Consider the following 22,010-nt stretch of genomic DNA (forward strand, 5'->3'; position numbering starts at 1 on the left):
TGTTTATCACGTTATTTGTTTATAACTATAAAAAAATCTGCAAGCCAATGCGTCAGTTAAAAATTACAAACACTATTACCGACCGTCGTGAAAGCGCTACCCTTGAGAAGTACTTCACAGAAATCAGCCGTATCGAAATGCTGACTGTGGACGAAGAGGTAGATTTGGCACGCCGCATTAAGCAGGGCGACAAGGCCGCATTAGACAAACTGACTAAAGCCAACCTCCGATTCGTTGTGTCGGTAGCCAAGCAGTATCAGAATGGACATATGCCTCTCAACGACCTGATTAATGAAGGTAACTTAGGTTTGATTAAGGCTGCCCAAAAGTTTGATGAGACGCGCGGTTTCAAATTTATTTCTTATGCTGTTTGGTGGATTCGTCAGTCAATTATGCAGGCGATTGCCGAAAACGGCCGTATCGTGCGTTTGCCTGCCAATAAGACCAATGCTTTGAACAAGCTCAAAACAGCTACAGGCGAATGGGAGCAACAGTACGAGCGCGAACCAACGCCTGAAGAGTTGGCTGAAATCCTCGAAATGGATTTGAAAGAGATTAAAGGAATCATGACCACTTCCGTGCGTCAGATTTCCGTAGATGCGCCTTTTGATAATGAAGATGGCGGTACGCTGCTCGACGTAATGTCTGACGATACCACAGAAAGCACCGATAAAAATGTTGAGTACAACGAGTCTTTGAGTATCGAAACCGAGCGTGCGCTTTCTATCCTGAGCGAGCGCGAGCGCAAAATCTTGAAGTTGTTCTTTGGTATTGGTATCGAGTCGCCAATGACGCTGGATCAGATCGGTGAGATTATGGGCACTACCCGCGAGCGTGTGCGCCAGATCAAAGAGAAAGCGCTCAAGAAAATGCGTGTATCTTCAAAGGCAAGTCAATTAGCTGAATATTTAGGATAGTTTTCAGACGATTACAAGCAAACAGCCATTTCTGCTTTTGTGGAAATGGCTGTTTGTTTGTTGCCGCTATTTGACAACTGCCGCCGCTTTGAGCAAGCCTGCCACGCTGATGGCATCGGTGATGCGTCCGTCCATCGCCATTGCCACCGCTTCGCTAAAAGGCAAATGCCAAAGGGCGAGTTGTTCGGTTTCTTCAAATTCGGTTTCGCCCGACTGCAAATCTTCGGCAAGGAATACATAGCCGACTTCATCGGTAACAGAGTTGGAGGTGTGCAGTTTCATCAGGCAAGTCCACTTTTGAGCGGTCAATCCTGTTTCTTCTTTGAGTTCGCGCTGTGCCGAAGCAAGCACATCCAACTCTTTGTGTCCCCCGCCCATCGGTATTTCCCACGAATATTCATTGAGCGGATAGCGGTACTGCCCAACTAACCACGTGTAGCCATTGGCATCAATGGGAACAATGCCGATAGCAATGTTCTTGAAACTGACCACCCCATAAATGCCGAGATTTCCGGCAGGGTTGATTACCTCATCTTCCCTGACAGAAATCCAACGGTTGTCGTAAACGACTTTGGAAGAAAGGGTTTGCCACGGACTGCGCGTGCTTTCCATGCTTATTTTTGCCGTCTTTTTGCGTCAATGTATTTCTTAAAAACCGTCCAACTCGTTTCGTTGGGGCGCTCGTCGTTGGTTGGCGGCGCGGTTACGTAGATAGGATAATTGGTTTTAATTTCTTGTTTCATCGCTTCGGGCAAATCGTCCCAACTTTTTAATTTTTTGCCTAAACCGCTGAAAATCAGCTGCCCTGCGCGGTCGCCCATTTCCATCCACGGCAACCACTTAGAAACGCGATTCCATGCTACAATCGCTTTTTCGGCGGTGTTTTTATTAGCATCGAGCAGGTCATCGGTATTGCAGGCAAAGTTAAAGATTTCCATCGCTTGGTAAGTTCCGCCTATATAGTCCTGATAATCACCTGCCAACGGGTTGGAGTAGAACAAAGGCACTTCAAAAGTTGCTAAGAACATATCGTCTTTGATAGTACCGGGCAGTTTATACGGGTTAGAGCTGTTGGCATTGGCAAAAATCGGGCGCGAGTTTACAGGGTCGTTGGCGACGTGAACTACTTCCACTTCTTTACCCGTCCATGGATTTTTCCACGTGCGCATGATTTCTTTGGTCTGTGGGTCTTGGTAGAAAAGCAGCTCACGCGATACCATGCGGTAGCCATAGCCTTTTTCAGGGTCTGACAGGGTAGCGCTGCGGCGCACGTTCATTGCCTGATAGGTAAACAGCAGGCGGTCTTTTTCGCCGGGGACGCGGCTGTAAACATTGCCTTCCCACCAATAAACCACATCTTCATCATCTTTCAAACTGGTTTGCAGTTTGCGCATAATTTTAACAGCATCTTCGGGTTTGGAAGGGTCTAAACGAGCGATGGCAGCAGGTTTGCCTTTCTTTTGTGTCCATGCTTCGGGCGCTGCCAACAACAGAACAGCCAGTAGCAATAGTCCAATCGTTCTCATATTTCGTTTTTCTTGATATTAATTTGTTGATATGCACAAATTAGCCTACAAACGGCATAAAACCTCGTGGCAGCCTTTAAAAAATATGAACTCATGGAAATCGGCTATCTTTAACCCCTGTTTAACCAACCCTTAATCAAATGATGAAACATGTGAAATTATGGCTGACCGTTATCGGGATGCTGACAGTGGGTCTTGTGTATGCGCAGGATGCCCGCTTGAAAGGAACGTGGCGGGTGATGAATCCGCAAGGGATACCCGCAGGTGCTGAAGTTATCTATATGATGAGCGACAGTTATTTTGTTTCAGCTGCCTTCAACGAGCAGGACAAGCAGTTCATAGGCGTGTTGGGCGGCACGTATCGCATAGCAGGCGATCAGTTCATCGGAACGCTGGAGTTCAACTCAGCGGACTCTACGTTGGTTGGCAGCAACCGCTCATTTACTTTTTCAGTTGCTGCTGACGGCAAACAGATGAATATCATCACACCCGAAGGTAGTACAGAAACATGGACGAAAATAGACGATGGCGCTACTTCGCTGACAGGCTTATGGCGCTTTGCAGGCAGGGTAGATGCAGAAGGCAAAGAAACCCGTTCGCCGCGCAGCGCCCGCAAAACCATTAAGTTGCTGACAGGCGGCTACTTCGTTTGGGCAGCCATCAACACAGATACCAAGCAGTTCTTCGGCTGCGGCGGCGGTACTTATACTGTGCAAGACGGCAAATACACCGAAAATATCAAGTTTTTCAGCCGCGACAACAGCCGCGTAGGTGCAAGCCTGACTTTTGACTTTGAGATAAAAGACAAAGACTGGCATCACAAAGGCAAAAACAGCCGTGGTGAAGCCTTGTATGAAATCTGGGCAGTGGATTAATGGCACATCGCCCCTTGAAATGGTTGTTCGTGGGGACACTAATGCCGTGGTTTGTGTCCTCACAAACCACTTGCGTATGGGATGTCGTTCGTGAGGACACGAACAACGGTAATAGCAACAGAAAAAACCGTGTCAATCCGCGTCATCTGCCCCAATCCGTGTGCTATGTCGCTACGTAAACCAAACAAAATCAAATCATATAAGTGAGCAATAAAACCAATCAACCTATTGCGGGTAATATCGGAGTAATGACTGCAGGCTCGGTAGTAGTTGCCAATATGATTGGCACGGGCGTATTTACCAGCTTAGGTTTTCAGGCTGCCGACATAACCTCTGTTTTTGCACTGCTGATGCTCTGGCCAATTGGCGGATTAATTGCTTTCTGTGGTGCGCTTGCCTACGGCGAACTGGGTGCTGCTTCGCCCCGTTCGGGGGGTGAATACCACCTGCTGGGCGAAATTTACCACCCTGCCATTGGTTTTCTGGCGGGCTGGGTTTCAGCAACTGTCGGCTTTGCTGCACCAACTGCGCTGGCTGCCGTAGCGCTGGCAAAATACACGGCAGCAGTGTTTCCCGATTTGCCAACGACACACACGGCGGCAGCGGTTGTGGTTGCTTTTGCGCTCATACATTCGTACAGCGTTAAAGTAGGCAGCTATTTCCAAAACTTTTTCACGCTGCTCAAACTGCTCGTGGTTATGTTTTTTGTAGCGGCGATTGCTTTTGTGGAGCAGCCCGTTGAGTTCAGCCTCATGCCGCAGGCTTCGGATTGGGCTTGGCTGGCTTCTGCACCTTTTGCCGTTTCGCTCGTCTATGTGTCTTATGCCTACACGGGCTGGAACGCAGCCATCTACATCGCGGGCGAATTGCGCAACCCGCAGCGCGATTTGCCTGTTTCTCTCTTTGGCAGTACGCTTTTGGTAACGATGCTTTACACAGCTGTCAATTTTGTATTTCTTTATACCGTTCCAATTGCCGATTTGGCAGGAAAAATTGAAATTGGCTTTTTGGCAGGCACCTATATTTTCGGCTCTGCAATTGGCGACGTGCTTTCGCTGCTGATTGCGCTGCTGCTGCTTTCTACCGTTAGCGCGATGGTGTTCATTGGTCCGCGCATCCTTAAAGTCATGGGCGAAGACTATTCCTTCATGAGCGTTTTGGCAAAAGTCAGCGGCAGGCAGACTCCCGTTTATGCAACCATTTCCCAAACCGTCATTACACTGCTGTTTATCTACACGGCAAGTTTTGAGCAGGCGATGATGTACACAGGCTTTGTACTGATGATGCTGACTTCGCTGGCAGTGGCGGGGGTGTACGTACTTCGCTTGCGCCATCCGAACCGCCCTTTGCCGTACAAAATGTGGGGCTATCCTGTTACGCCTGCCGTTTTTCTGCTCGCCAATACGTGGATTCTTGGTTTTGTGGCTTATGAAAAGCCTTGGGAATCATTGATCAGCACACTGATTATGGTCGCAGGCTTGGCGATTTACTGGCTCAAAATGGGTAAGTAAGCAGTTTAAAACGCGCTTTAAAAATAGCTACCGCCAAGTCCGCTAAGTGTTTTTTTGATGGTCTTTCTCTTTGTGTACTTTGCGATTGAATCTTTGCGCACTCTGCGGTAAAAAAGAACGTGTTAATTTGACCAGTTATTGAAACCATTGCAAAAATCTGCCTAATTATTTTGGCGATCTATCATTTGTAACACTCCTTTGCAGCACTCAATTGTCAACCTGTCAATTGATTTATTAAGAAAGGGGGAGAGATTAGGCTCTGCGAACCCTTAGCAACCTGAAAATCAAGGTGCTAAATCCTAACCCGATTTTGGGAAAAATAAATTTAATTGTTGTTTTGCATGTTGAACAATTGTAAATTCCTGCTGTTTTTTCACAGTCGTCACTTATTCCACATTTTTACTTAATCACTTTCCCGCATGAGAAAAATTTTTTTCTTGCAGTTGGCGCTGCTATTGCTTTTGAGCAGTCCACTACTGGCACAACAACTAACCATTAAAGGCACTGTAACCGAATCGGGGAATTCTGAATCGCTCGCCGGCGTAAGCATTCGTATCAAAAATACGACGCAGGGCACTACAACCGCCGGCAACGGGCAGTATCAGATACGCGCCAAATCGGGCGATGTGCTGGTTTTCAGCTACATAGGCTATCAGACACAGGAAATCAGCGTGGGCAGCGAAACGACCATCAACGTGAGTCTTGCACCTGCCGACCGCATGATTCAGGACATCCAGATTGTAGGTTCGCGCAACATTAATCGCACCGAACTGAACACGACCGTTCCGGTAGATGTGATTGACATGGCAGCCCTGCAACAGGTCGTTCCGCAATACGACGTGAACCAGATTCTGACCTATCTGGCTCCTTCGTTCAATGCCAACCGTCAGTCGGCTTCGGACGGTACAGAACACATTGATCCTGCTTCGCTGCGCGGACTTGGCCCCGACCAGACCCTCGTGCTGATTAACGGCAAGCGCAGACATACCACTTCGTTGCTCAACAATCAGGGCACTTTCGGCAATGGCACGGTCGGTACTGACCTGAACTCCATCCCTGCCGCAGCGATTGAGCGCATTGAAATCCTGCGCGACGGCGCTTCGGCGCAATACGGCTCGGATGCCATTGCAGGCGTTATCAACATTGTACTGAAGAAAAATACAAACCTGCTCAACGTCAATGCTTCTTCGGGCATTACCTCGGCAGGCGACGGGCAGATGACGCAGTTCAACGCCAACTACGGCTTTGATATAGGCAAAAAAGGCGGCTACCTGAACATCACAGGCGAATATTACCACCGCGGGCAGACTAACCGCACCAACAACCACGACCTGATTATTTTTGACCAGTCCGCTTTGGGTAACTTTTTTGCCTATGTGTTTACAGACGACCCTGCCGCATCCCGTCGCTTTGACGACAACGAATTGGCGCGTCGCGGACTGACCCGCGATGATTTCAACTTCCGCGTGGGTGATGCGGCGATAGACAATGCCTCGCTGTTCTTCAATTTCAGCCTGCCGCTGGGCAATAGCAAAAATACCGAACTCTATGCTTTCAGTGGTTTGAACTATCGTCGGGGCAAGGGTAACGGTTTCCGCCGCCTGCCTTCGGAAACTAACCGCGTAGTACCTGAAATCTTCCCGCTTGGTTTCCAGCCCAGCACTTTGTCCAATATTTTTGATGGCTCATTGGCAGTAGGTTTGAAACACCGCTTCAACAGCGGTTGGTTGTTTGACCTGAGCAACACGCTGGGCAATAACCGCTTTGACTACACAGTGGACAATACGAACAATGCCTCGCTGCGTCAGGCAAGCCCTAAGCGCTTTGATGCGGGCGGTCATTCCTTTTTGCAAAACACGATGAACGCCGATTTGAGCCGCTTCTATGCAGGCGTTTTGAGTGGTTTGAACCTTGCTTTCGGCGCGGAATTCCGTCTGGAAAACTACCAAATTCGTGCAGGTGAAGAGGCTTCATGGCGCAATTATGCCTTAGTAACCCAACCTGACGGCACTACAACCAATCCAAGCGGTTTGGCAGGCGGTGCGCAGTCGTTCAATGGTTTTGCGCGCGCCGTTAATGCCAGCCGCAACAACGTGGCGCTGTATGCCGATGCGGAATTGGACATTAGCAAAAAATGGACAGTAGAGGCGGCAGCCCGTTTTGAAAATTACAGCGATTTCGGCGCAACTTTGAACGGCAAATTAGCGACCCGCTTCAACCTGACCAACAGCTTTGCGCTGCGTGGCGCTTTGAGCACAGGCTTCCGCGCTCCCTCGCTGCACCAGCAGTTTTTCACCTCCGTAACGACCGACATTTTGCCTAACGGACGTTTGGGCGAATCAGGATTTTTTGCCAACAACAGCCCGATTGCAGCAGCTTTGGGTATTCCAAAGTTGAAGCATGAAACCTCAGTGAATTACAGCGTAGGCGCAACCTTCAGCCCGATGGGTAATTTTAGCCTGACCATTGACGGTTACAGTACGCGCATCAACGACCGCGTGGTACTCACAGGCGGCTTCGGGCAAGATCCCTTCGGCGGCGATGTGCCTGAAATTCAGCGACTGCTGCTGCCTTTTGGCGCAGACGTAGCCCGATTTTTCACCAATGCGGTGAACGTACAGGTACAGGGCATTGATGCGGTGGCGCAATACCGCACTCCAATCGGCTCCGGCAAACTGGATTTGACGCTGGCAGCCAACTTCAACCGCATAGAAGTAGGCGATGAACTGAGTATTCCGCCCGCGCTGGTTGGTCAGGAAGACATTTATTTCAGCCCAGCGGAGCGCACCTTGATTGAGCGCAGCAATCCGCGCTCTAAAATCAATGCAGGAGTGGGCTATAATATCGGCAAGTTTGGTGTGTTGCTGCGCAATACCTACTTCGGCGAAGTTACGCGCAACGGCTTTCCCTTCGGCGAGGTGCAAGTACACAGCGGCAAATTGGTAACCGATCTTTCATTAGCTTACGAACTGTTGCCTTCGCTTTCGCTGACTATAGGCGCAAACAACCTCTTCAATGTATTCCCCGACGAGCAGATTTATCCGAACAGCTACTTCGGCGTATTCAAATACGCGCCCGTGCAGATGGGCATGGGTGGTGCGTTCTACTTCGCCCGCCTGAACTTCCGTCTGGCGAAAAAATAAGGCAGCAATTAAATTTCAGTGTATCAGCATTTTAAACATGGCGTTCTTTGTGGTCAAAAGCCATTCATCACAAAGAGCGCCATGCTCGAAACGGAAAATGCGCTAAGGTTGAATTTATTCTGGTATAATACGGCTCTAACCATGAAAAACATAGACAAGCAAAGCATCCAAAACGCGTACCGGCTGTTTGAGACAGGCGATATTGAGAAGATAGAGGTCGGGACTACTAAGGGGTTGCAGCAAATCCACACCTATCTTTTTGGCGGTTTGTATGACTTTGCAGGGCAAATTCGTACCCAAAATATTTCCAAAGGCGGCTTTCGCTTTGCTACGGCTTTGTATCTGAAAGAGGCGCTGGCAAAAATTGAACAAATGCCTGAAAATACTTTTGAGGAAATCATTGCCAAATATGTGGAAATGAACATCGCACACCCCTTTTTGGAGAGCAACGGCAGAGCGATGCGCATTTGGTTAGATATGCTATTGAAAAAAAGGCTCAAAAAAGTGGTGGATTGGCAATTTATCAGCAAGGAATTGTATTTGCAGGCAATGTAAAGAAGCCCCATCAACGATTTGGAACTGCGCGTGCTGCTTTCCGCCCATCTCACCGAAGAAATTAACAACAGAGAGATTATTCTTAAAGGTATTGAGCAGTCCTACCACTACGAAGGCTATCAAAAAGGCGAAGACGAATAAAGCGCTTGATGCCAAAGGCGCTTAGGTTCCATTCATTTTGGGTTAAATTTGCTTGACCAATAAACACCCAAATCCATGCTACCTTACCAACCCAAACACAAAATCCGCATAGTAACGGCAGCCTCTCTCTTTGACGGGCACGATGCCGCCATCAACCTCATGCGCCGCATGATGCAGGCGACGGGGGCGGAAGTGATTCACTTAGGACATAACCGCTCGGCGCGTGAAGTAGTGGAATGCGCCATTCAGGAAGATGTGCAAGCAATCGCTATTACATCGTATCAAGGCGGACACGTGGAGTATTTCAAATATATCTACGACCTGTTGCAGGAACGCGGCTGTGGTCATATCCGCATTTTTGGCGGCGGCGGCGGCACCATTCTGCCTACCGAAATAGAAGAACTGCACGCCTACGGCATCACACGCATTTACAGCCCCGACGACGGGCGGCAAATGGGCTTGCAGGGCATGATTAACGACCTGATGCAAAAGTCTGATTTTGACCCCTTGCAGGCTTCATGCTTCCTCACCGAAGGACATAAAGCCATTGACTGGAGCAATCCCGCGCACTTAGGCAGGCTCATCTCGCTGGCGGAAAATCATCCGGAGGTTTATGAAACAGTAACTGTTCGGCCGCGCGCCGATGTGCCTGTGCTGGGCATTACGGGAACAGGCGGCGCGGGTAAGTCCAGCATGGTGGACGAGTTGATTCGCCGTTTCCTTTATGAATACACCGACCGCAAACTGGCGATTATTTCTGTTGACCCTTCTAAGCGGAAAACGGGCGGCGCGCTGCTGGGCGACCGTATCCGCATGAACAGCGCCGACAATCCGCGTGTGTACATGCGTTCGCTGGCAACCCGTCAGAGCAATTTGGCGCTCAGTCGCCACGTGCAGCAGGCGATTGACATTTGCAAAGCCGCCAACTTTGATTTGGTGATTGTAGAAACTTCGGGCATCGGGCAGTCCGACACGGAAATTATTGAACACTCCGACGTGTCGCTCTACGTAATGACCAATGAATTTGGCGCGCAGACGCAATTGGAAAAAATTGACATGTTGGACTTTGCAGACCTGATTGCTATTAATAAATTTGACAAGCGCGGTTCATTAGATGCCCTGCGCGATGTGCGCAAGCAATACCGCCGCAACCACAACCTTTGGGATACGCCCGATGAGCAACTGCCCGTTTTCGGCACGATTGCCAGCCAGTTCAACGATGCCGGAACGAACTTGCTGTTCCGCAAAACGATGGGCAAACTGCGCGAACGCATGGAAAGCCGCGGCGTTTCGCTAAGTTGGATTCATGCCGATGCAAGCGACGGCGGCTCACCGCTCACTTCGCTGCCCAAGCCGATTATTCCGTCCGACCGCACGCGCTATCTGGCCGAAATTTGCGAAACGCTTGACCAATACAAGCAATTTGTCAAAGAACAAAGCGCAATTGCCCGCAAAATGTACCAATTGCACGGCGCAATCATACACTTGCGCGAAGGCATCGGACAGAAGCGCATTGACGTTACTGTAACCGAAGGCGAAGAAAAAAGCGCCGTTCGCGCCATTGAATACGTACAGGACGAACCCGACTATTTGAAAGATTTAATCGCTCAATACCAGACACTTAGCGAACGCTTAGACCCTGAATGTCGCCGTTTGCTGGAATCTTGGGAAGAGGTCAAAAAACGCTATCGCGCCGATAAGTACTACTTTCAGGTACGCGACAAAGTCATTGCGCAAGACCTTTACACAACCTCGCTTTCAGGGCTGAAAATCCCCAAAGTGGCGCTGCCTAAATACGAAGACTGGGGCGACATCCTCACTTGGCTGCTGACTGAAAACACGCCCGGATTTTTCCCCTATACGGCGGGCGTATTCCCGCTCAAACGCGAAGGCGAAGACCCAGCGCGTATGTTTGCAGGCGAAGGCGGACCGGAAAAAACCAATCGCCGTTTTCATTTTCTCTCGAAAGGAATGCCTGCCAAGCGACTTTCTACGGCGTTTGATTCGGTTACGCTCTACGGCGAAAACCCCGACCATCGCCCCGATATTTACGGCAAAATAGGCAACTCCGGCGTGAGCGTCGCTACGCTGGACGACGCAAAGAAACTCTACTCCGGCTTCGACCTCTGCCACCCTGCCACTTCGGTTTCCATGACCATCAACGGTCCTGCGCCCGCTATTTTGGCTATGTTTCTCAATACCGCTATTGACCAGCAATGCGAAATTTATATCCGCAAAAACGGTTTGCTACAAGAAGTGCAGCAAAAACTCAAAGCCACTGAAACGGCTTATCAGGGCAGCCTGCCCGAAGGCAACGACGGTTTGGGGCTGTTGTTGCTCGGCACGACGGGCGACCGCGTGCTGCCGCGTGAAGTTTACGACCAAATCAAAGCCGATACGCTCCGTCAAGTGCGCGGCACGGTGCAAGCCGACATCCTCAAAGAAGACCAAGCGCAAAACACCTGTATTTTCAGCACAGAGTTCGCCCTGCGCATGATGGGCGACATCCAGCAGTATTTTGTGGACAATAAAGTGCAGAATTTTTATTCTGTATCTATCAGCGGCTACCACATCGCCGAAGCGGGCGCAAACCCTATCAGCCAGTTGGCCTTTACGCTTTCCAACGGTTTTACTTATGTGGAATATTACCTGAGCCGCGGCATGCACATTGACGATTTTGCGCCTAACTTGTCGTTCTTCTTCTCCAACGGCATGGATCCCGAATATTCGGTGCTGGGTCGCGTGGCGCGTCGCATTTGGGCAAAAGCCATCAAATACAAATACAAAGGCAACGAACGCAGCCAGAAACTGAAATACCACATTCAGACTTCGGGACGTAGTTTGCATGCGCAGGAAATCGCTTTCAACGACATCCGCACGACCTTGCAGGCATTGTACGCGCTGTACGACAACTGCAACAGTTTGCACACCAACGCCTACGACGAAGCGATCACCACGCCGACAGAGGAAAGCGTGCGCCGCGCGCTGGCTATTCAGTTGATTATCAACAAAGAACTGGGACTGAACAAGAACGAAAACCCACTGCAAGGCTCGTTCATCATTGAAGAACTGACCGATTTGGTGGAAGAAGCGGTGATGCAAGAATTCCGTGCCATTTCGGAACGCGGCGGCGTTTTGGGAGCGATGGAGCGCATGTACCAGCGCAGCAAAATTCAGGAGGAAAGCATGTATTACGAAACCCTGAAACACAGCGGCAAACTGCCGATTATTGGGGTGAATACTTTCCTTGATCCGAACGGCTCGCCGACGATTATCCCTGCCGAAGTGCGCCGCTCAACCGCCGAAGAAAAGGAGTACGCCATCCGTTCGCTGCGCAGTTTTGAAGCTACTTATGCCGAAGACGGCAAGCAGGCGCTGCGCCGATTGCAGGAAACGGCGCTTGCAGGCGAAAATATCTTTGAATCGCTGATGGAAGCCGTCAAAACGTGCAGTCTGGGGCAAATTTCTTCTGCTCTCTACGAAGTAGGCGGCAAGTATCGCCGCAATATGTAGGTTTATGGATGGGCAGCGATCCACACAGCGCCGCCCTCAAAATGCTCCTTTTTCCAGATAGGAACGGTCGCTTTGAGTGTATCAATGATAGAACGACAGGCTTCAAAAGCCTCTTTGCGATGCGGGGTGGCAACGGCAACGACTACAGCCACCTCGCCAATCGCTAACGGATTCGTGGGGTGAACCATCGCGAATTTGCTAATCGTCCATTGTTGCGCTGTTGCGTAAGCTATTTTTTTTTCATTTCACTGAGTGACATTGGTGCATAGGCTTCGTATTCCGGATGCGTAACCTGTCTGGTAGCATTGAACCTGTTTTACATCAGCATATCATAAACGGCGTGTTTTATCATACTACCTTTACTCATCATGCAATTCACAACGATTGGGTAGCGTCTATCGCGCAATTTCATCACCTAAAGGCGGTTACAGAATAGCGCGTAGCATACAAGGTGTAAAAGCGATAACGGATACTTTTTAACGATTGGTTGCTCATTTGAGATTTTGTTAAGGTAATTCTTTTAAAAACTTAAACAAGCTCTTGCATTTGTGTTTAAGGATTGCTATATTTGCTTAAACAAAAAAATCACAGCCATGACAGCATCAGAATTTAGCCATTCAATTAAGGATATGACTTCATCGCTGAAGCCGTTTGCGATGAAACTTACTAAGGATGCAGAAGAAGCGAACGACCTATTGCAGGAAACGATGCTGAAAGCCTTCATCAACCGTGAGAAATTTGCAGAGGGTACTAACCTTAAGGCATGGCTTTATACAATCATGAAAAACACGTTTATTACGAACTATCAGCGATTAGTTCGTCGTAATACATTTATTGATTCTACCGATAACCTTCACTACCTCAATTCTTCGGCAAACATTACGCATAACCTTGCTTTTTCTGCCTTTATGATGTCAGACATGAACAAGGCTATTGATAACTTAGATGAGGCATATAGGGTACCTTTTGTGATGCACTTTCGTGGTTTTAAATACCATGAGATTGCAGACAAGTTGCAGATTCCGATTGGAACGGTAAAGAATCGCATTCACATTGCCCGTAAAGAGTTGAAAAACAAGCTTAGCGTATATGCAACAAATATGAATTAGTCTTATTTTAACCAGCTGTAGTGAGGAAACCCGATATTATGTATCGGGCTTCCTTTTATCTTCACTTTACTGCTTATCAGGTGCATCGTCGCTTTTCTTCTCACCAAAAAAGCGATTTTTCAATCCAGCAAAAGCTTCCTGAACGTCTTCTTTGAATTCGTCTAATTCTTCGCGGATTTCTTTCATCAATTCGCCGCTCTTTACTTTGGCGATTTTTTCGTCAAATTCCTGACGCAACTCTGCAAAGGTCTCTCTTACTTCGTCGTCCGCATCGTCTGCCAGTTCTTTTACGCGACTTTTAATGGAGGCAAAGGTGTCCATTGCTTTTTTCTTGTACTCCTCGCGGGTGGCTTCATCAGCCATTTTAGCGCGAATCTCGTCTAATTCTTCCTGAATTTCTTTTGCTACTTCGCTGCCTTTTTCTTGTAGGATACCCAAAATAGCTTTGGCATCATCCATCAACTTATTGAAATCAAATTTGCCTTGCTCCTGTTTTGGTGTTTCAGAAGGCACTAATGAAGTATTTGGAGGTGTGTCGCTCATGGCGTTTGTTTGGATTTAGTTTACAGGAAATGATTAATTGGGTAAATTAAAATGTATCGCACTCTTGAAGGTGCGTGTTGATTATTTACTGAATGTCAATTACTTACATAGCCTAAAGAGCGTGCGTTGCACGTCGCTTACAGTTTGCTGAACTACTTAATAGTCAGGTTGCATAAAGCATTTTAACAAATATAGCAAATGTTTTGCCCACAGGCAAATGAATAAATGGTTAAGTTAGTCTGCTGTGCGATACTTGTCGGGATATTTCGGCGTAACATTTTTGTAAAATGCCTTGATTTCTTTCATATCTGCCTCAATGTCGCCTGTCGGATAGAATACTTTTCCAAAGCCCGCCTCCTTTTTGGCATAGTCCAAGTAGCCCAGAATAATAGGTACGCCTGCTGCTTCTGCCACGCGATAGAAGCCTGTTTTCCACTCTTTGACGGCTTGGCGCGTACCTTCGGGCGGAATGAGCAGGTAGAGTTGCTCATGTTGGGTAAATAAATTGACCATGTACTCCACCAGATTATTGTTTTTGCTTCTATCCACGGCGATGCCGCCCGTTGCCCGCATCAGGATGCCCAGCGGAAAACTGAACAGCTGCTTTTTTCCCAAAAAACGAACCGGCAGATTGAGCGTATAAAAAACTGACAGCGCAATCGGATAATCGTAGTTGGTGGTGTGTGGCGCAGCTACTACCACGCATTTTTTAATATCGGGGGGAATGGTTCCTTTGATTGTCCAGCCAATGCTGCGGAAGTACCATTTAGCGATTTGCGCAATCATCTGTCAGTCGGTGTTGTTTTGTGATGCAATATACACGCTTGCTACCAATGCCAACAGCAGCAGCATCGCCAGCGTTTCCAGCGGAAGTACGTAATCGGTAAGCAGGGCAGTTCCCAATGCTACAATGGAAGGCGGCTCTGCCTTTTGCGGCAGTTGCGAGACATGTAGCCCCAGCCGAACCAATGCAGCCAGCAAAGCAATGCTCAAAACAGCAGCGATGCCTTGGTATTGGTGCGACGAAGTAGCAGGTCGCCCGTCTTTTTCTGAGGTAAACATCAAACCAAAAACAAGGATGATCAGGATGCCACCGGCATAGACCATGATTTGCGCCGCTGCGACAAACTCTGCACCTGCCAACGCGTAAATGCCTGCCAATGAGAGAAATACCATCATCAAGGCAAGGGCGGCACGCATCAGATTGCTTGTGAAAAGCACATACAGCGCGGCGCTAACTGCCATCAGGGCAAGGGGATAGAACAGCAGTCCGTTGTTTTCCATGCGTTACGATTCGGCAGGTGGTGGCGTGGGTGGTTTTTTTATCACTAACTTAGGCTTTACTGCGGGTTTAGGGGAAGGCGCTGCGCCTTCTGTGGCAGTTTTCACACTCGGCGTTTCTTTGGCAAGCGCTGCCGATTGTTTGGCGGCTGCTTTGGCTGCTTCCCGTTCGGCGGCTTCGGCGCGCCGCTGCGCCGCTTCTTCTGCCGTCATGTCGGAAAATTTAAAGTTGAGTTCTTCCAAATTAAATACGCTGAAATCGTATTCAGGGGTCATTGTCAGACATTCAGTCGGGCAAACGGTGGTGCAAAGTCCGCAGAAGCAGCATTTTGCCATGTCAATATCAAACTTTGCTGCATAAAGGCGGATAGGCGTGCCGTCAGAGGTAGTACCAATGGCTTCGGGCGCTTTAATTGCCTCAATATCAATGCAATTGACCGGACAAATTTTGGCACACTTGTCGCAAACGATGCAGTCGTCTATCTGGTTGTGCAACTTATAACGCCCGTTGTCGGGCACGGGCAACCGCTCTTTGGGATATTGCAGCGTGATAATGCTTTGTTCCTGATGGAAATACTGCGCATCGCTTACGGGCAGCGTTCCCTGTCGCGGCTTGCGGATAGCATCGCGCAAGTGCCTGCCTGTGAGGCAGATACCTTTCCAGAGGGTTTGGGCTGCGGTGATGATATTTTGGAAGTAAGACATGACAGGCGTAAAAGTAGTGTGCGTTGCTGTTTCTACAACAACAAAAACCAGTTAAAAGGCAACTGAATGATATTTTCTTTCCATGCGGGCACATCAGTACCGCCTGATACTAATAGCCCGTAGCGGGCAGGAACGGCACGTACCTGTGCAGCCGTTGTTTTATGCGTACCGACTTCCAGCACCAGCGGACGGTCGCGCGTTTCAATGACAAAATCGGGGTTAGCTGTCGCGCTGCCGGTGGTAAATGAGATGATGCTGCCCGGCAAAATTCTTTTCAGATACATCATCACAACATCTTCCAGCAATTTACTGCGATACTGTTCGGGCAGTGTTTGTCCATAAAGCGTGTACAGCAGCGCACGACGCAGTGAGGGCGACATGAAAAACGCCTTTTTATTTTTTGCAATCCTGGTGTCAAGCCCACCAAAAGGCAGCAGCACATGCATCAGTTCAGCTTTGACAAGCAAATCCAGCAGTTCAAGAACAGCCTGTTGCTTGATGCCGATAATGCCTGCCAGCTTTTCAGGATTCACCTCATCAGAGCCTGCCAGCCGCAACATCAGTTTTTCTATCTTACTCAAATCGCCGTAGGCAGGTTTGAGCATCGGAATATCTTCATAAATGATGCGTTTGAGCAAATCAAGGATGCTTTGATGAACAGCATCCAGATCATCATAAAACAGCAGATTGGGAAAATTCAGGTAGTTGATATACCGTTCCGGCAGGTCTGGTAATTGCAACCGCCAGGAATTGATAACAGACTGCATTTTGTCCTGAATATCAGCAAGTTGCTGATGACATGCCTGTGCATTTTCACTGTAAAAAATGATTTCTCTGAGTTGGTCGGAAAACTGCTTTTCGGGCAGGGACAGCCCCAAAGCAGGCTGCATTGCATCCTGAACGATCAGCAACTCGCTGAAACTGTACGGGAACACGCGTTGCAGGTACATTCGCCTTGACAAATCTGCTGTGCTGTTAAGCAGCAGGGCAGACGAACCTGTGCAAAGAATGAATGCCGTTCTTGCTTCGTCGTACAAAATTTTCAGCGTTTGTGCCCATTGCTCATCGTCCTGCACCTCATCAAAGAGCAAGATAATCGGCGATGTCAGCTCATTAAACCGCTTTTGAATAATCTGTTGCTGAAAGGCTTCCAGAGCGGTAAACAAACTGATTCCCAGATTTTTAAGTGTATTGACATTAAAGAAATAAACCTGCTGCCGATAGCTGTTGCTGATGTGGTTTGCCATTTGCCAGAGCAGCGTAGTTTTTCCCACGCCGCGCAGCCCGGTCAGGCTGATCAGGCGGGGTTCGGTGCCTTTGGCAAAGAAATCATCGGCATACTTTTGCAAACGCGCATATACCTGTCTTGCAGGGTAGCGCATGTGCGTAATAGGGTGCATCAGTCGCCCTGCCATTACCGATGGTGTGGCAAGCGTATTGGCAAGGTAATATTTCAGGATGTCATCCATCTACACAAACTGCTGAATCGCGGCGACCAGTTGGCGGTTTTCTTCGGCAGTGCCTACGGTGATGCGCAGACAGCCTTCGCAAAGCGCCAGCTTAGAGCGGTCGCGCACAATGACCTTCTTTTGCGTCAGGAAATCGTACAATTCCTTAGGGCGCGGGGTTTTTACCAATAAAAAGTTGGCATCGGAAGGGTACACATGCGACACTTGCGGCAGACTTTTCAGGGTTTCAGCCAGCATTTCGCGCTGTCGCAGGGTTTCGGCTAACATTTCGCGGAAAACATCAGTTCGGTTCAGCCCCGCCAAGGCCAGTTGCTGCGTTACGCCGTTGATGTTGTACGGCGGCTTAATTTTGTTCAAAACGCCAATCAGTTCGGGGGAGGCGAACGCCATGCCCAGCCGCAAAGCAGCCAGTCCCCAAGCCTTAGAGAAAGTTTGCAACACGACCAGATTGGGATAAACTTCCAGCGACTTGACAAAACTCGGCTGTGTGGTAAAGTCAATATATGCCTCGTCCACCACTACCAGTCCGTGGAAGTGTTCCAACAAGTAGCGGATGTCGTCCACCGCCATGTTGTTGGCTGTCGGGTTGTTGGGTGAGCAAACAAAAATGAGTTTGGTGTGCCAGTCCACTGCTTCCATAATCGCCTGCGGTTGCAGTTGGAAGTCGGCGGTGAGCGGCACTTGGCGCACTTCCACGCAGTTGATTTCCGCGCTTACCTCATACATGCCGTAGGTAGGTGGGCAAATGATGACGTTATCCAAATACGGCTCGCAAAAAGCGCGATAGAGCAAGTCAATCGCCTCATCGCTGCCGTTGCCCAGAAAAATCTGTTCGGGGCGGCAATGTTTCAACTCGGCAATTTTGGCTTTCAGTTCGTGCTGATAGGGGTCGGGATAGCGGTTGAAAGGCTGCTCGGTAACCGAACCGAAAGCGTTTTCGTTGGCATCCAGAAATACGCCCTCTTTGCCGCTGTACTCATCGCGGGCGGAGGAATAGGGTTTCAACCCCGCAATATGCGGTCGCAATAATTTGCTGATAGTGAATGTATTAGCTTCTGTCATTTTTAAGACTGAGAGTATGCTTTTAACCTGACAGGTTTCCAAAGCCTGTCAGGTTTTGAGAATATCCCGCTACCGCAAAGATAGCGGCAACAAGGCTTCGGGGCAATTTTGAAAGGCGACGGGGCGCAGGAAGCGGCGCATCGCATCGGCGCCAACCGAACCAAACCGCGTATCGGTGGTGGCGGGGAACGGGCCACCGTGTTGCATTGCCGGCGATACTTCCACACCCGTAGGTACGCCGTTGAAAATCAGCCGACCCGCTTTTTCCATCATGGCAAACAAGCGGTTGCGGCGGGCTGTTAGTTCCTGTTCTTCGCCAAAAATGGAACAAGTAAGTTGTCCTTCCAACTGCGCCAGACATTGCCACATTTCGCTTTCATTTTGACAAACAACGGCTATGCTGCAAGGGCCGAAAATTTCATCAGCGAAAATCGGGTTTTCTGTGAACCGCCTCCCGCTGATTTTCAGCAAAGTAGGAATGCCGACGTTTTGGTCTTCCAATCGCGCTTTGCGGTCGGAGACCGCCAGAATTTCTACGCCTGTTTGTTCCATCGCGCGCGTGCGGCGATGGCTATAGTTCGTAGCGATGCCCGCGTTGAGCATCGTTTCAGCCGGAACTTGCGCAATGCCTTGCGAAAGATGACGCAAAAACTGATTGGTCGCGTCGCTCTCGGACATGAAAAGCAAACCGGGTTTGGTGCAAAACTGCCCCATGTTGTTGCAAATGGATTGCGTCAGTTCTTTGGCGATTGCCTCGCCGCGATTTTGCAGCGCCTCGGGCAAAAGCAACACAGGATTGACGCTGCTCATCTCGGCAAAAAATGGAATCGGGTCTGCTCGTTCTTGCGCCAAGCGGTAGAGCGCCATACCGCCCGCCAATGAGCCTGTAAATCCGCCCGCTTTGATGTGAGGATGCCGTATCAAGCAACGCGCCGCGTTTGTGCCGTTGTCGAACACCATAGAAAAAATACCTTCGGGCATTTGGGTATCTTTGGCAGCCTTAACGATAGCCTCGGCGGTCAGTTCGCTTGTGCGCGGATGCGCGGGATGCGCTTTGACAATCACAGGGCAGCCGGCAGCCCATGCGGCGGCGCTGTCCACCCCTGCCACCGAATAGGCTAAGGGGAAGTTTGCTGCGCCAAAAACTACCACAGGGCCAATCGGGATGAGCGTTTTGTGTAAGGATGGCTTAGGGATTGGCTGGCGTTGCGGTTGGGCGGCATCCGTTCGCGCTTCTTGCCAGCCGCCTTTTTCCAATAAGTCGGCAAAAGAGGTAAGTTGGAACTGCGTGCGTATGCGTTCGCTCATAATGCGGAACGGCGGCAGCGCGGTTTCCATCATAATTGCCTGCATGAGCGGCTCGGCAGCGGCTTCCAGTTCGGCAGCAACAGCGCGTAGAAAGGCAGCCCGCTGTTGGTCGCTGATTTGCAGCAGCTCCTCGGCTGCTTCTTTGGCAAGCTCAACGGCGCATCGGCATTCACTTTCCGTAGTTCTGTAAAAAACAAAGCCCGTAGGCTCGTTGGTGCGTGGATTGATGGAAGGAAAAGTTACGGCGCTTTGTCCGCTTCTGCCAAAACCCAAAAATTGCGCGCCCTGTATCATACCTCTTCTGGTTTAATTTCCTGACAGAGTTCTACCAGTACGCCGCCCGTAGATTTAGGATGCAAGAAACAAATGAGTTTGTTGTCTGCTCCGCGCTTGGGCGTTTCGCTGAGCAGTTGAAAGCCTTCTGCCTGCAAGCGCTTCATTTCCGCCTGAATATCAACTACTTCAAAGGCAATGTGGTGTAGCCCTTCGCCTTTTTTATCAATGAATTTGGCAATTGCGCTATCGGGGCGGGTGGCTTCTAAAAGTTCAATTTTAGTTTCGCCCATTTGGAAAAAAGAAGTCTTTACGCCTTCGCTACCTACCTCTTCAATTTTGTAATGCGCTTTGCCAAAAAGTTTGTGAAAAAGTTCATTGGCCTCTGAAAGCCCTTTGATGGCAATTCCGATGTGTTCTACTTTTATCATATGTTTGTTTGCTTATTGTTCAGTAAAATTGATGTGAAACTGCCCGCCTGTAACGCGCAGGCGCTCGTTTTGGTTGGCGATGTTAATTGCATTAGCCGTAAATCTGCCTTTGATGGTATTGCCCGCAATTTCTGTAATGATCAGTTGCAGGTCGTCGGGGGCGGTGGCGGCAAAACTGCGCGTATTGCCCAGAAAAAGCGTCAGCGAAACGTTGCGCTCCACGCGAAAAGGCGGGCGAATGTTACGCGCGTCAAAACCTGTAAAACGCAACTGTGCCGAACGGCGGTCGGCAGAGGACAGTTGGCGATACAAACTCAAAAAGCCGATAGGCATTGGCAGGTAGCCGTTGGCATCGGCCGCCGGAATATCGCCCGCGCTGCTGAAAATATAAACAATATTGTCTGTTTGCAAGCGAATTTGTCCTTCGGGAATCGTAACAGGCGTATCCAAGTCATTGCTGACCGACAACCAACTGCAACCGCCCAGCAGTATGCCCAACAGCATAAATTTCATATTGCAGATAATTGTGCGCATCGCCGCTAATGAGGTTTTTTCAATTTTATTTCGTAAATTACTAAGTGTAAATGGTTTTCAACAAATTTGTTGCAATCTAATCATCCCTGTTATGCCAAAGAAAATCAGCAAAAAACCGACGGAAGAACAAGCCAAGCCAAAAGTAAACAAAGCGTTGGAAGGCTTTGAAATAAGTATCAATTCGTTTGGCGAAATTGTTTCCACTAAGAGCATTGACGAAATCAATCGCTTTTTGGACGAGCATTTGCCCGACCGCAAAATCACCAAGCGCGATGAGAAGAACAAATAAGGGCTAACTTTATCAGGCGGCATCCGTTCAATACCATAGAGTTTCCGATGTCGGATTCAAACGCTTCAACAATGATAGACTATTTTTTAAACAAGATTAAAGAAAGCATGGGCAGCCGAAAAGATAAAGCCGAAGCTGTGATTAAAAGCAGCGTGATATGGTCAATGGGGGCGGGACTTATCCCAATCCCGGTGGCTGATATGGTAGCCGTTACGGCTATTCAGATGGATATGCTCAAACAGTTGTGCGTGATTTACGAAACCAATTTTTCCGAATCGCAGTTCAAAACTTTGCTTGCAACCCTAACGGGTAGTGCGCTTTCACGCATGGGTGCAGAAGCGATTAAGATTATTCCGGGATTAGGCAGTGTCATCGGCGGGGTGAGCATGGCCGCTATTTCGGGGGCTACTACCTATGCCGTCGGGCAGGTGTTTATGACTCACTTTGAAAACGGTGGCACGATGCAGAACTTTGACGTTGAGGCTTTTAAGGATTTCTACAAAAAACAGTTTGAGCGCGGCAAAGCCTTTGTGGAAGAGTTGCGCAAAGAGAAAGCAACGGCAGATGCAGGCAAAGCTACCGGCGGCGAACAACAGCCCCAATCGGCAGGCGGCCGTGCTACAAACGCCAGCGATGCGCTAACTAAACTCCGCGAACTTTCCGACCTGTTAGACAGAGGCTTAATCACGCCCGAAGAGTTCAAATTGCTCAAAGAAAACCTGCTGAAAACTATTTAACATAAATTAAGGTTGTTAAACTAGCTTTTTTGTGTAATTTTGAGAACTACACGAGCGCTTACGTTTCTATGCCATTTCAGGCACAAGA

22 protein-coding genes and 1 riboswitch are annotated in these 22,010 nt (G+C 49.1%); of the genes, 10 read left to right on the forward strand and 12 right to left on the reverse strand.

The window, feature by feature from the left end:
- Positions 1-47 precede the first annotated feature (47 nt).
- Positions 48-917 (forward strand): sigma-70 family RNA polymerase sigma factor, encoded by an 870-nt coding sequence (locus tag ACWIP2_RS12175; RefSeq protein ID WP_448520210.1) that lies wholly within the window; start codon positions 48-50, stop codon positions 915-917.
- 66 nt (positions 918-983) lie between these two features.
- Here the strand turns inward: ACWIP2_RS12175 and ACWIP2_RS12180 are convergent, their stop codons facing one another.
- Positions 984-1,529, reverse strand: coding sequence for an NUDIX domain-containing protein (locus ACWIP2_RS12180; protein WP_448520211.1), 546 nt, complete (start codon positions 1,527-1,529; stop codon positions 984-986).
- 2 nt (positions 1,530-1,531) lie between these two features.
- Positions 1,532-2,443 (reverse strand): DUF1838 family protein, encoded by a 912-nt coding sequence (locus ACWIP2_RS12185; RefSeq protein ID WP_448520212.1) that lies wholly within the window; start codon positions 2,441-2,443, stop codon positions 1,532-1,534.
- A 140-nt stretch (positions 2,444-2,583) separates the two neighbouring features.
- Here ACWIP2_RS12185 and ACWIP2_RS12190 point away from each other — a divergent pair, with 140 nt between their 5' ends.
- The 6 genes from ACWIP2_RS12190 to ACWIP2_RS12215 all read left to right on the forward strand — a co-directional run bounded on the left by ACWIP2_RS12190 (position 2,584) and on the right by ACWIP2_RS12215 (position 12,181).
- Positions 2,584-3,318: a membrane or secreted protein gene (locus tag ACWIP2_RS12190; protein ID WP_448520213.1), complete on the forward strand. Its 735-nt coding sequence runs from the start codon at positions 2,584-2,586 to the stop codon at positions 3,316-3,318.
- Positions 3,319-3,521: 203 nt separating this feature from the next.
- Entirely contained in the window at positions 3,522-4,829 is a 1,308-nt protein-coding gene (locus ACWIP2_RS12195) for an APC family permease (protein ID WP_448520214.1), read from the forward strand.
- Between the two features lie 228 nt (positions 4,830-5,057).
- A riboswitch (SAM riboswitch) is annotated at positions 5,058-5,155 on the forward strand.
- 93 nt (positions 5,156-5,248) lie between these two features.
- Complete coding sequence (locus tag ACWIP2_RS12200) at positions 5,249-7,972, forward strand: TonB-dependent receptor (RefSeq protein WP_448520215.1); 2,724 nt, start codon at positions 5,249-5,251, stop codon at positions 7,970-7,972.
- A gap of 141 nt (positions 7,973-8,113) precedes the next feature.
- The gene (gene fic / locus ACWIP2_RS12205) at positions 8,114-8,527 is read left to right on the forward strand and encodes a protein adenylyltransferase Fic (RefSeq protein ID WP_448520216.1); all 414 of its coding nucleotides are present in this window, start codon (positions 8,114-8,116) and stop codon (positions 8,525-8,527) included.
- An 18-nt stretch (positions 8,528-8,545) separates the two neighbouring features.
- Positions 8,546-8,668 (forward strand): hypothetical protein, encoded by a 123-nt coding sequence (locus ACWIP2_RS12210; protein ID WP_448520217.1) that lies wholly within the window; start codon positions 8,546-8,548, stop codon positions 8,666-8,668.
- Positions 8,669-8,743: 75 nt separating this feature from the next.
- The gene (locus ACWIP2_RS12215; RefSeq protein ID WP_448520218.1) at positions 8,744-12,181 is read left to right on the forward strand and encodes a methylmalonyl-CoA mutase family protein; all 3,438 of its coding nucleotides are present in this window, start codon (positions 8,744-8,746) and stop codon (positions 12,179-12,181) included.
- A 2-nt stretch (positions 12,182-12,183) separates the two neighbouring features.
- Here the strand turns inward: ACWIP2_RS12215 and ACWIP2_RS12220 are convergent, their stop codons facing one another.
- Positions 12,184-12,414: a molybdenum cofactor biosynthesis protein MoaE gene (locus ACWIP2_RS12220; RefSeq protein ID WP_448520264.1), complete on the reverse strand. Its 231-nt coding sequence runs from the start codon at positions 12,412-12,414 to the stop codon at positions 12,184-12,186.
- A gap of 360 nt (positions 12,415-12,774) precedes the next feature.
- Here ACWIP2_RS12220 and ACWIP2_RS12225 point away from each other — a divergent pair, with 360 nt between their 5' ends.
- Positions 12,775-13,290 (forward strand): RNA polymerase sigma factor, encoded by a 516-nt coding sequence (locus ACWIP2_RS12225; RefSeq protein WP_448520219.1) that lies wholly within the window; start codon positions 12,775-12,777, stop codon positions 13,288-13,290.
- A gap of 66 nt (positions 13,291-13,356) precedes the next feature.
- Here the strand turns inward: ACWIP2_RS12225 and ACWIP2_RS12230 are convergent, their stop codons facing one another.
- The 9 genes from ACWIP2_RS12230 to ACWIP2_RS12270 form a co-directional block, all read right to left on the reverse strand.
- Complete coding sequence (locus ACWIP2_RS12230) at positions 13,357-13,833, reverse strand: hypothetical protein (RefSeq protein WP_448520220.1); 477 nt, start codon at positions 13,831-13,833, stop codon at positions 13,357-13,359.
- Positions 13,834-14,067: 234 nt separating this feature from the next.
- Positions 14,068-14,619, reverse strand: a complete 552-nt coding sequence (locus tag ACWIP2_RS12235; protein WP_448520221.1) for a lysophospholipid acyltransferase family protein — start codon at positions 14,617-14,619, stop codon at positions 14,068-14,070.
- Positions 14,620-14,622: 3 nt separating this feature from the next.
- Entirely contained in the window at positions 14,623-15,117 is a 495-nt protein-coding gene (locus ACWIP2_RS12240) for an NADH-quinone oxidoreductase subunit J family protein (protein WP_448520222.1), read from the reverse strand.
- Positions 15,118-15,120: 3 nt separating this feature from the next.
- Complete coding sequence (locus ACWIP2_RS12245) at positions 15,121-15,819, reverse strand: 4Fe-4S binding protein (RefSeq protein ID WP_448520223.1); 699 nt, start codon at positions 15,817-15,819, stop codon at positions 15,121-15,123.
- A 32-nt stretch (positions 15,820-15,851) separates the two neighbouring features.
- Complete coding sequence (locus ACWIP2_RS12250; RefSeq protein ID WP_448520224.1) at positions 15,852-17,288, reverse strand: ATP-binding protein; 1,437 nt, start codon at positions 17,286-17,288, stop codon at positions 15,852-15,854.
- Positions 17,289-18,350, reverse strand: a complete 1,062-nt coding sequence (gene hisC / locus ACWIP2_RS12255) for a histidinol-phosphate transaminase (RefSeq protein ID WP_448520225.1) — start codon at positions 18,348-18,350, stop codon at positions 17,289-17,291.
- Between the two features lie 69 nt (positions 18,351-18,419).
- Positions 18,420-19,952 carry an aldehyde dehydrogenase (NADP(+)) gene (locus tag ACWIP2_RS12260; RefSeq protein WP_448520226.1) on the reverse strand — a complete coding sequence of 511 codons (1,533 nt, stop codon included), beginning with the start codon at positions 19,950-19,952 and terminating at the stop codon, positions 18,420-18,422.
- Positions 19,949-20,362 (reverse strand): methylmalonyl-CoA epimerase, encoded by a 414-nt coding sequence (gene mce, locus ACWIP2_RS12265; protein ID WP_448520227.1) that lies wholly within the window; start codon positions 20,360-20,362, stop codon positions 19,949-19,951. Before mce ends, ACWIP2_RS12260 begins: the two co-directional genes overlap by 4 nt.
- 12 nt (positions 20,363-20,374) lie before the next feature.
- Positions 20,375-20,875: a hypothetical protein gene (locus ACWIP2_RS12270; protein WP_448520228.1), complete on the reverse strand. Its 501-nt coding sequence runs from the start codon at positions 20,873-20,875 to the stop codon at positions 20,375-20,377.
- Positions 20,876-20,987: 112 nt separating this feature from the next.
- Between ACWIP2_RS12270 and ACWIP2_RS12275 the strand changes: the two genes are divergently transcribed.
- Both ACWIP2_RS12275 and ACWIP2_RS12280 read left to right on the forward strand, forming a co-directional pair.
- A complete protein-coding gene (locus ACWIP2_RS12275; RefSeq protein WP_448520229.1) occupies positions 20,988-21,185 on the forward strand; it encodes a hypothetical protein in 198 nt (65 codons plus the stop codon).
- Positions 21,186-21,256: 71 nt separating this feature from the next.
- Positions 21,257-21,922: a DUF697 domain-containing protein gene (locus ACWIP2_RS12280; RefSeq protein WP_448520230.1), complete on the forward strand. Its 666-nt coding sequence runs from the start codon at positions 21,257-21,259 to the stop codon at positions 21,920-21,922.
- Positions 21,923-22,010: the final 88 nt, after the last annotated feature.

It is taken from the genome of Rhodoflexus sp., assembly GCF_053489755.1.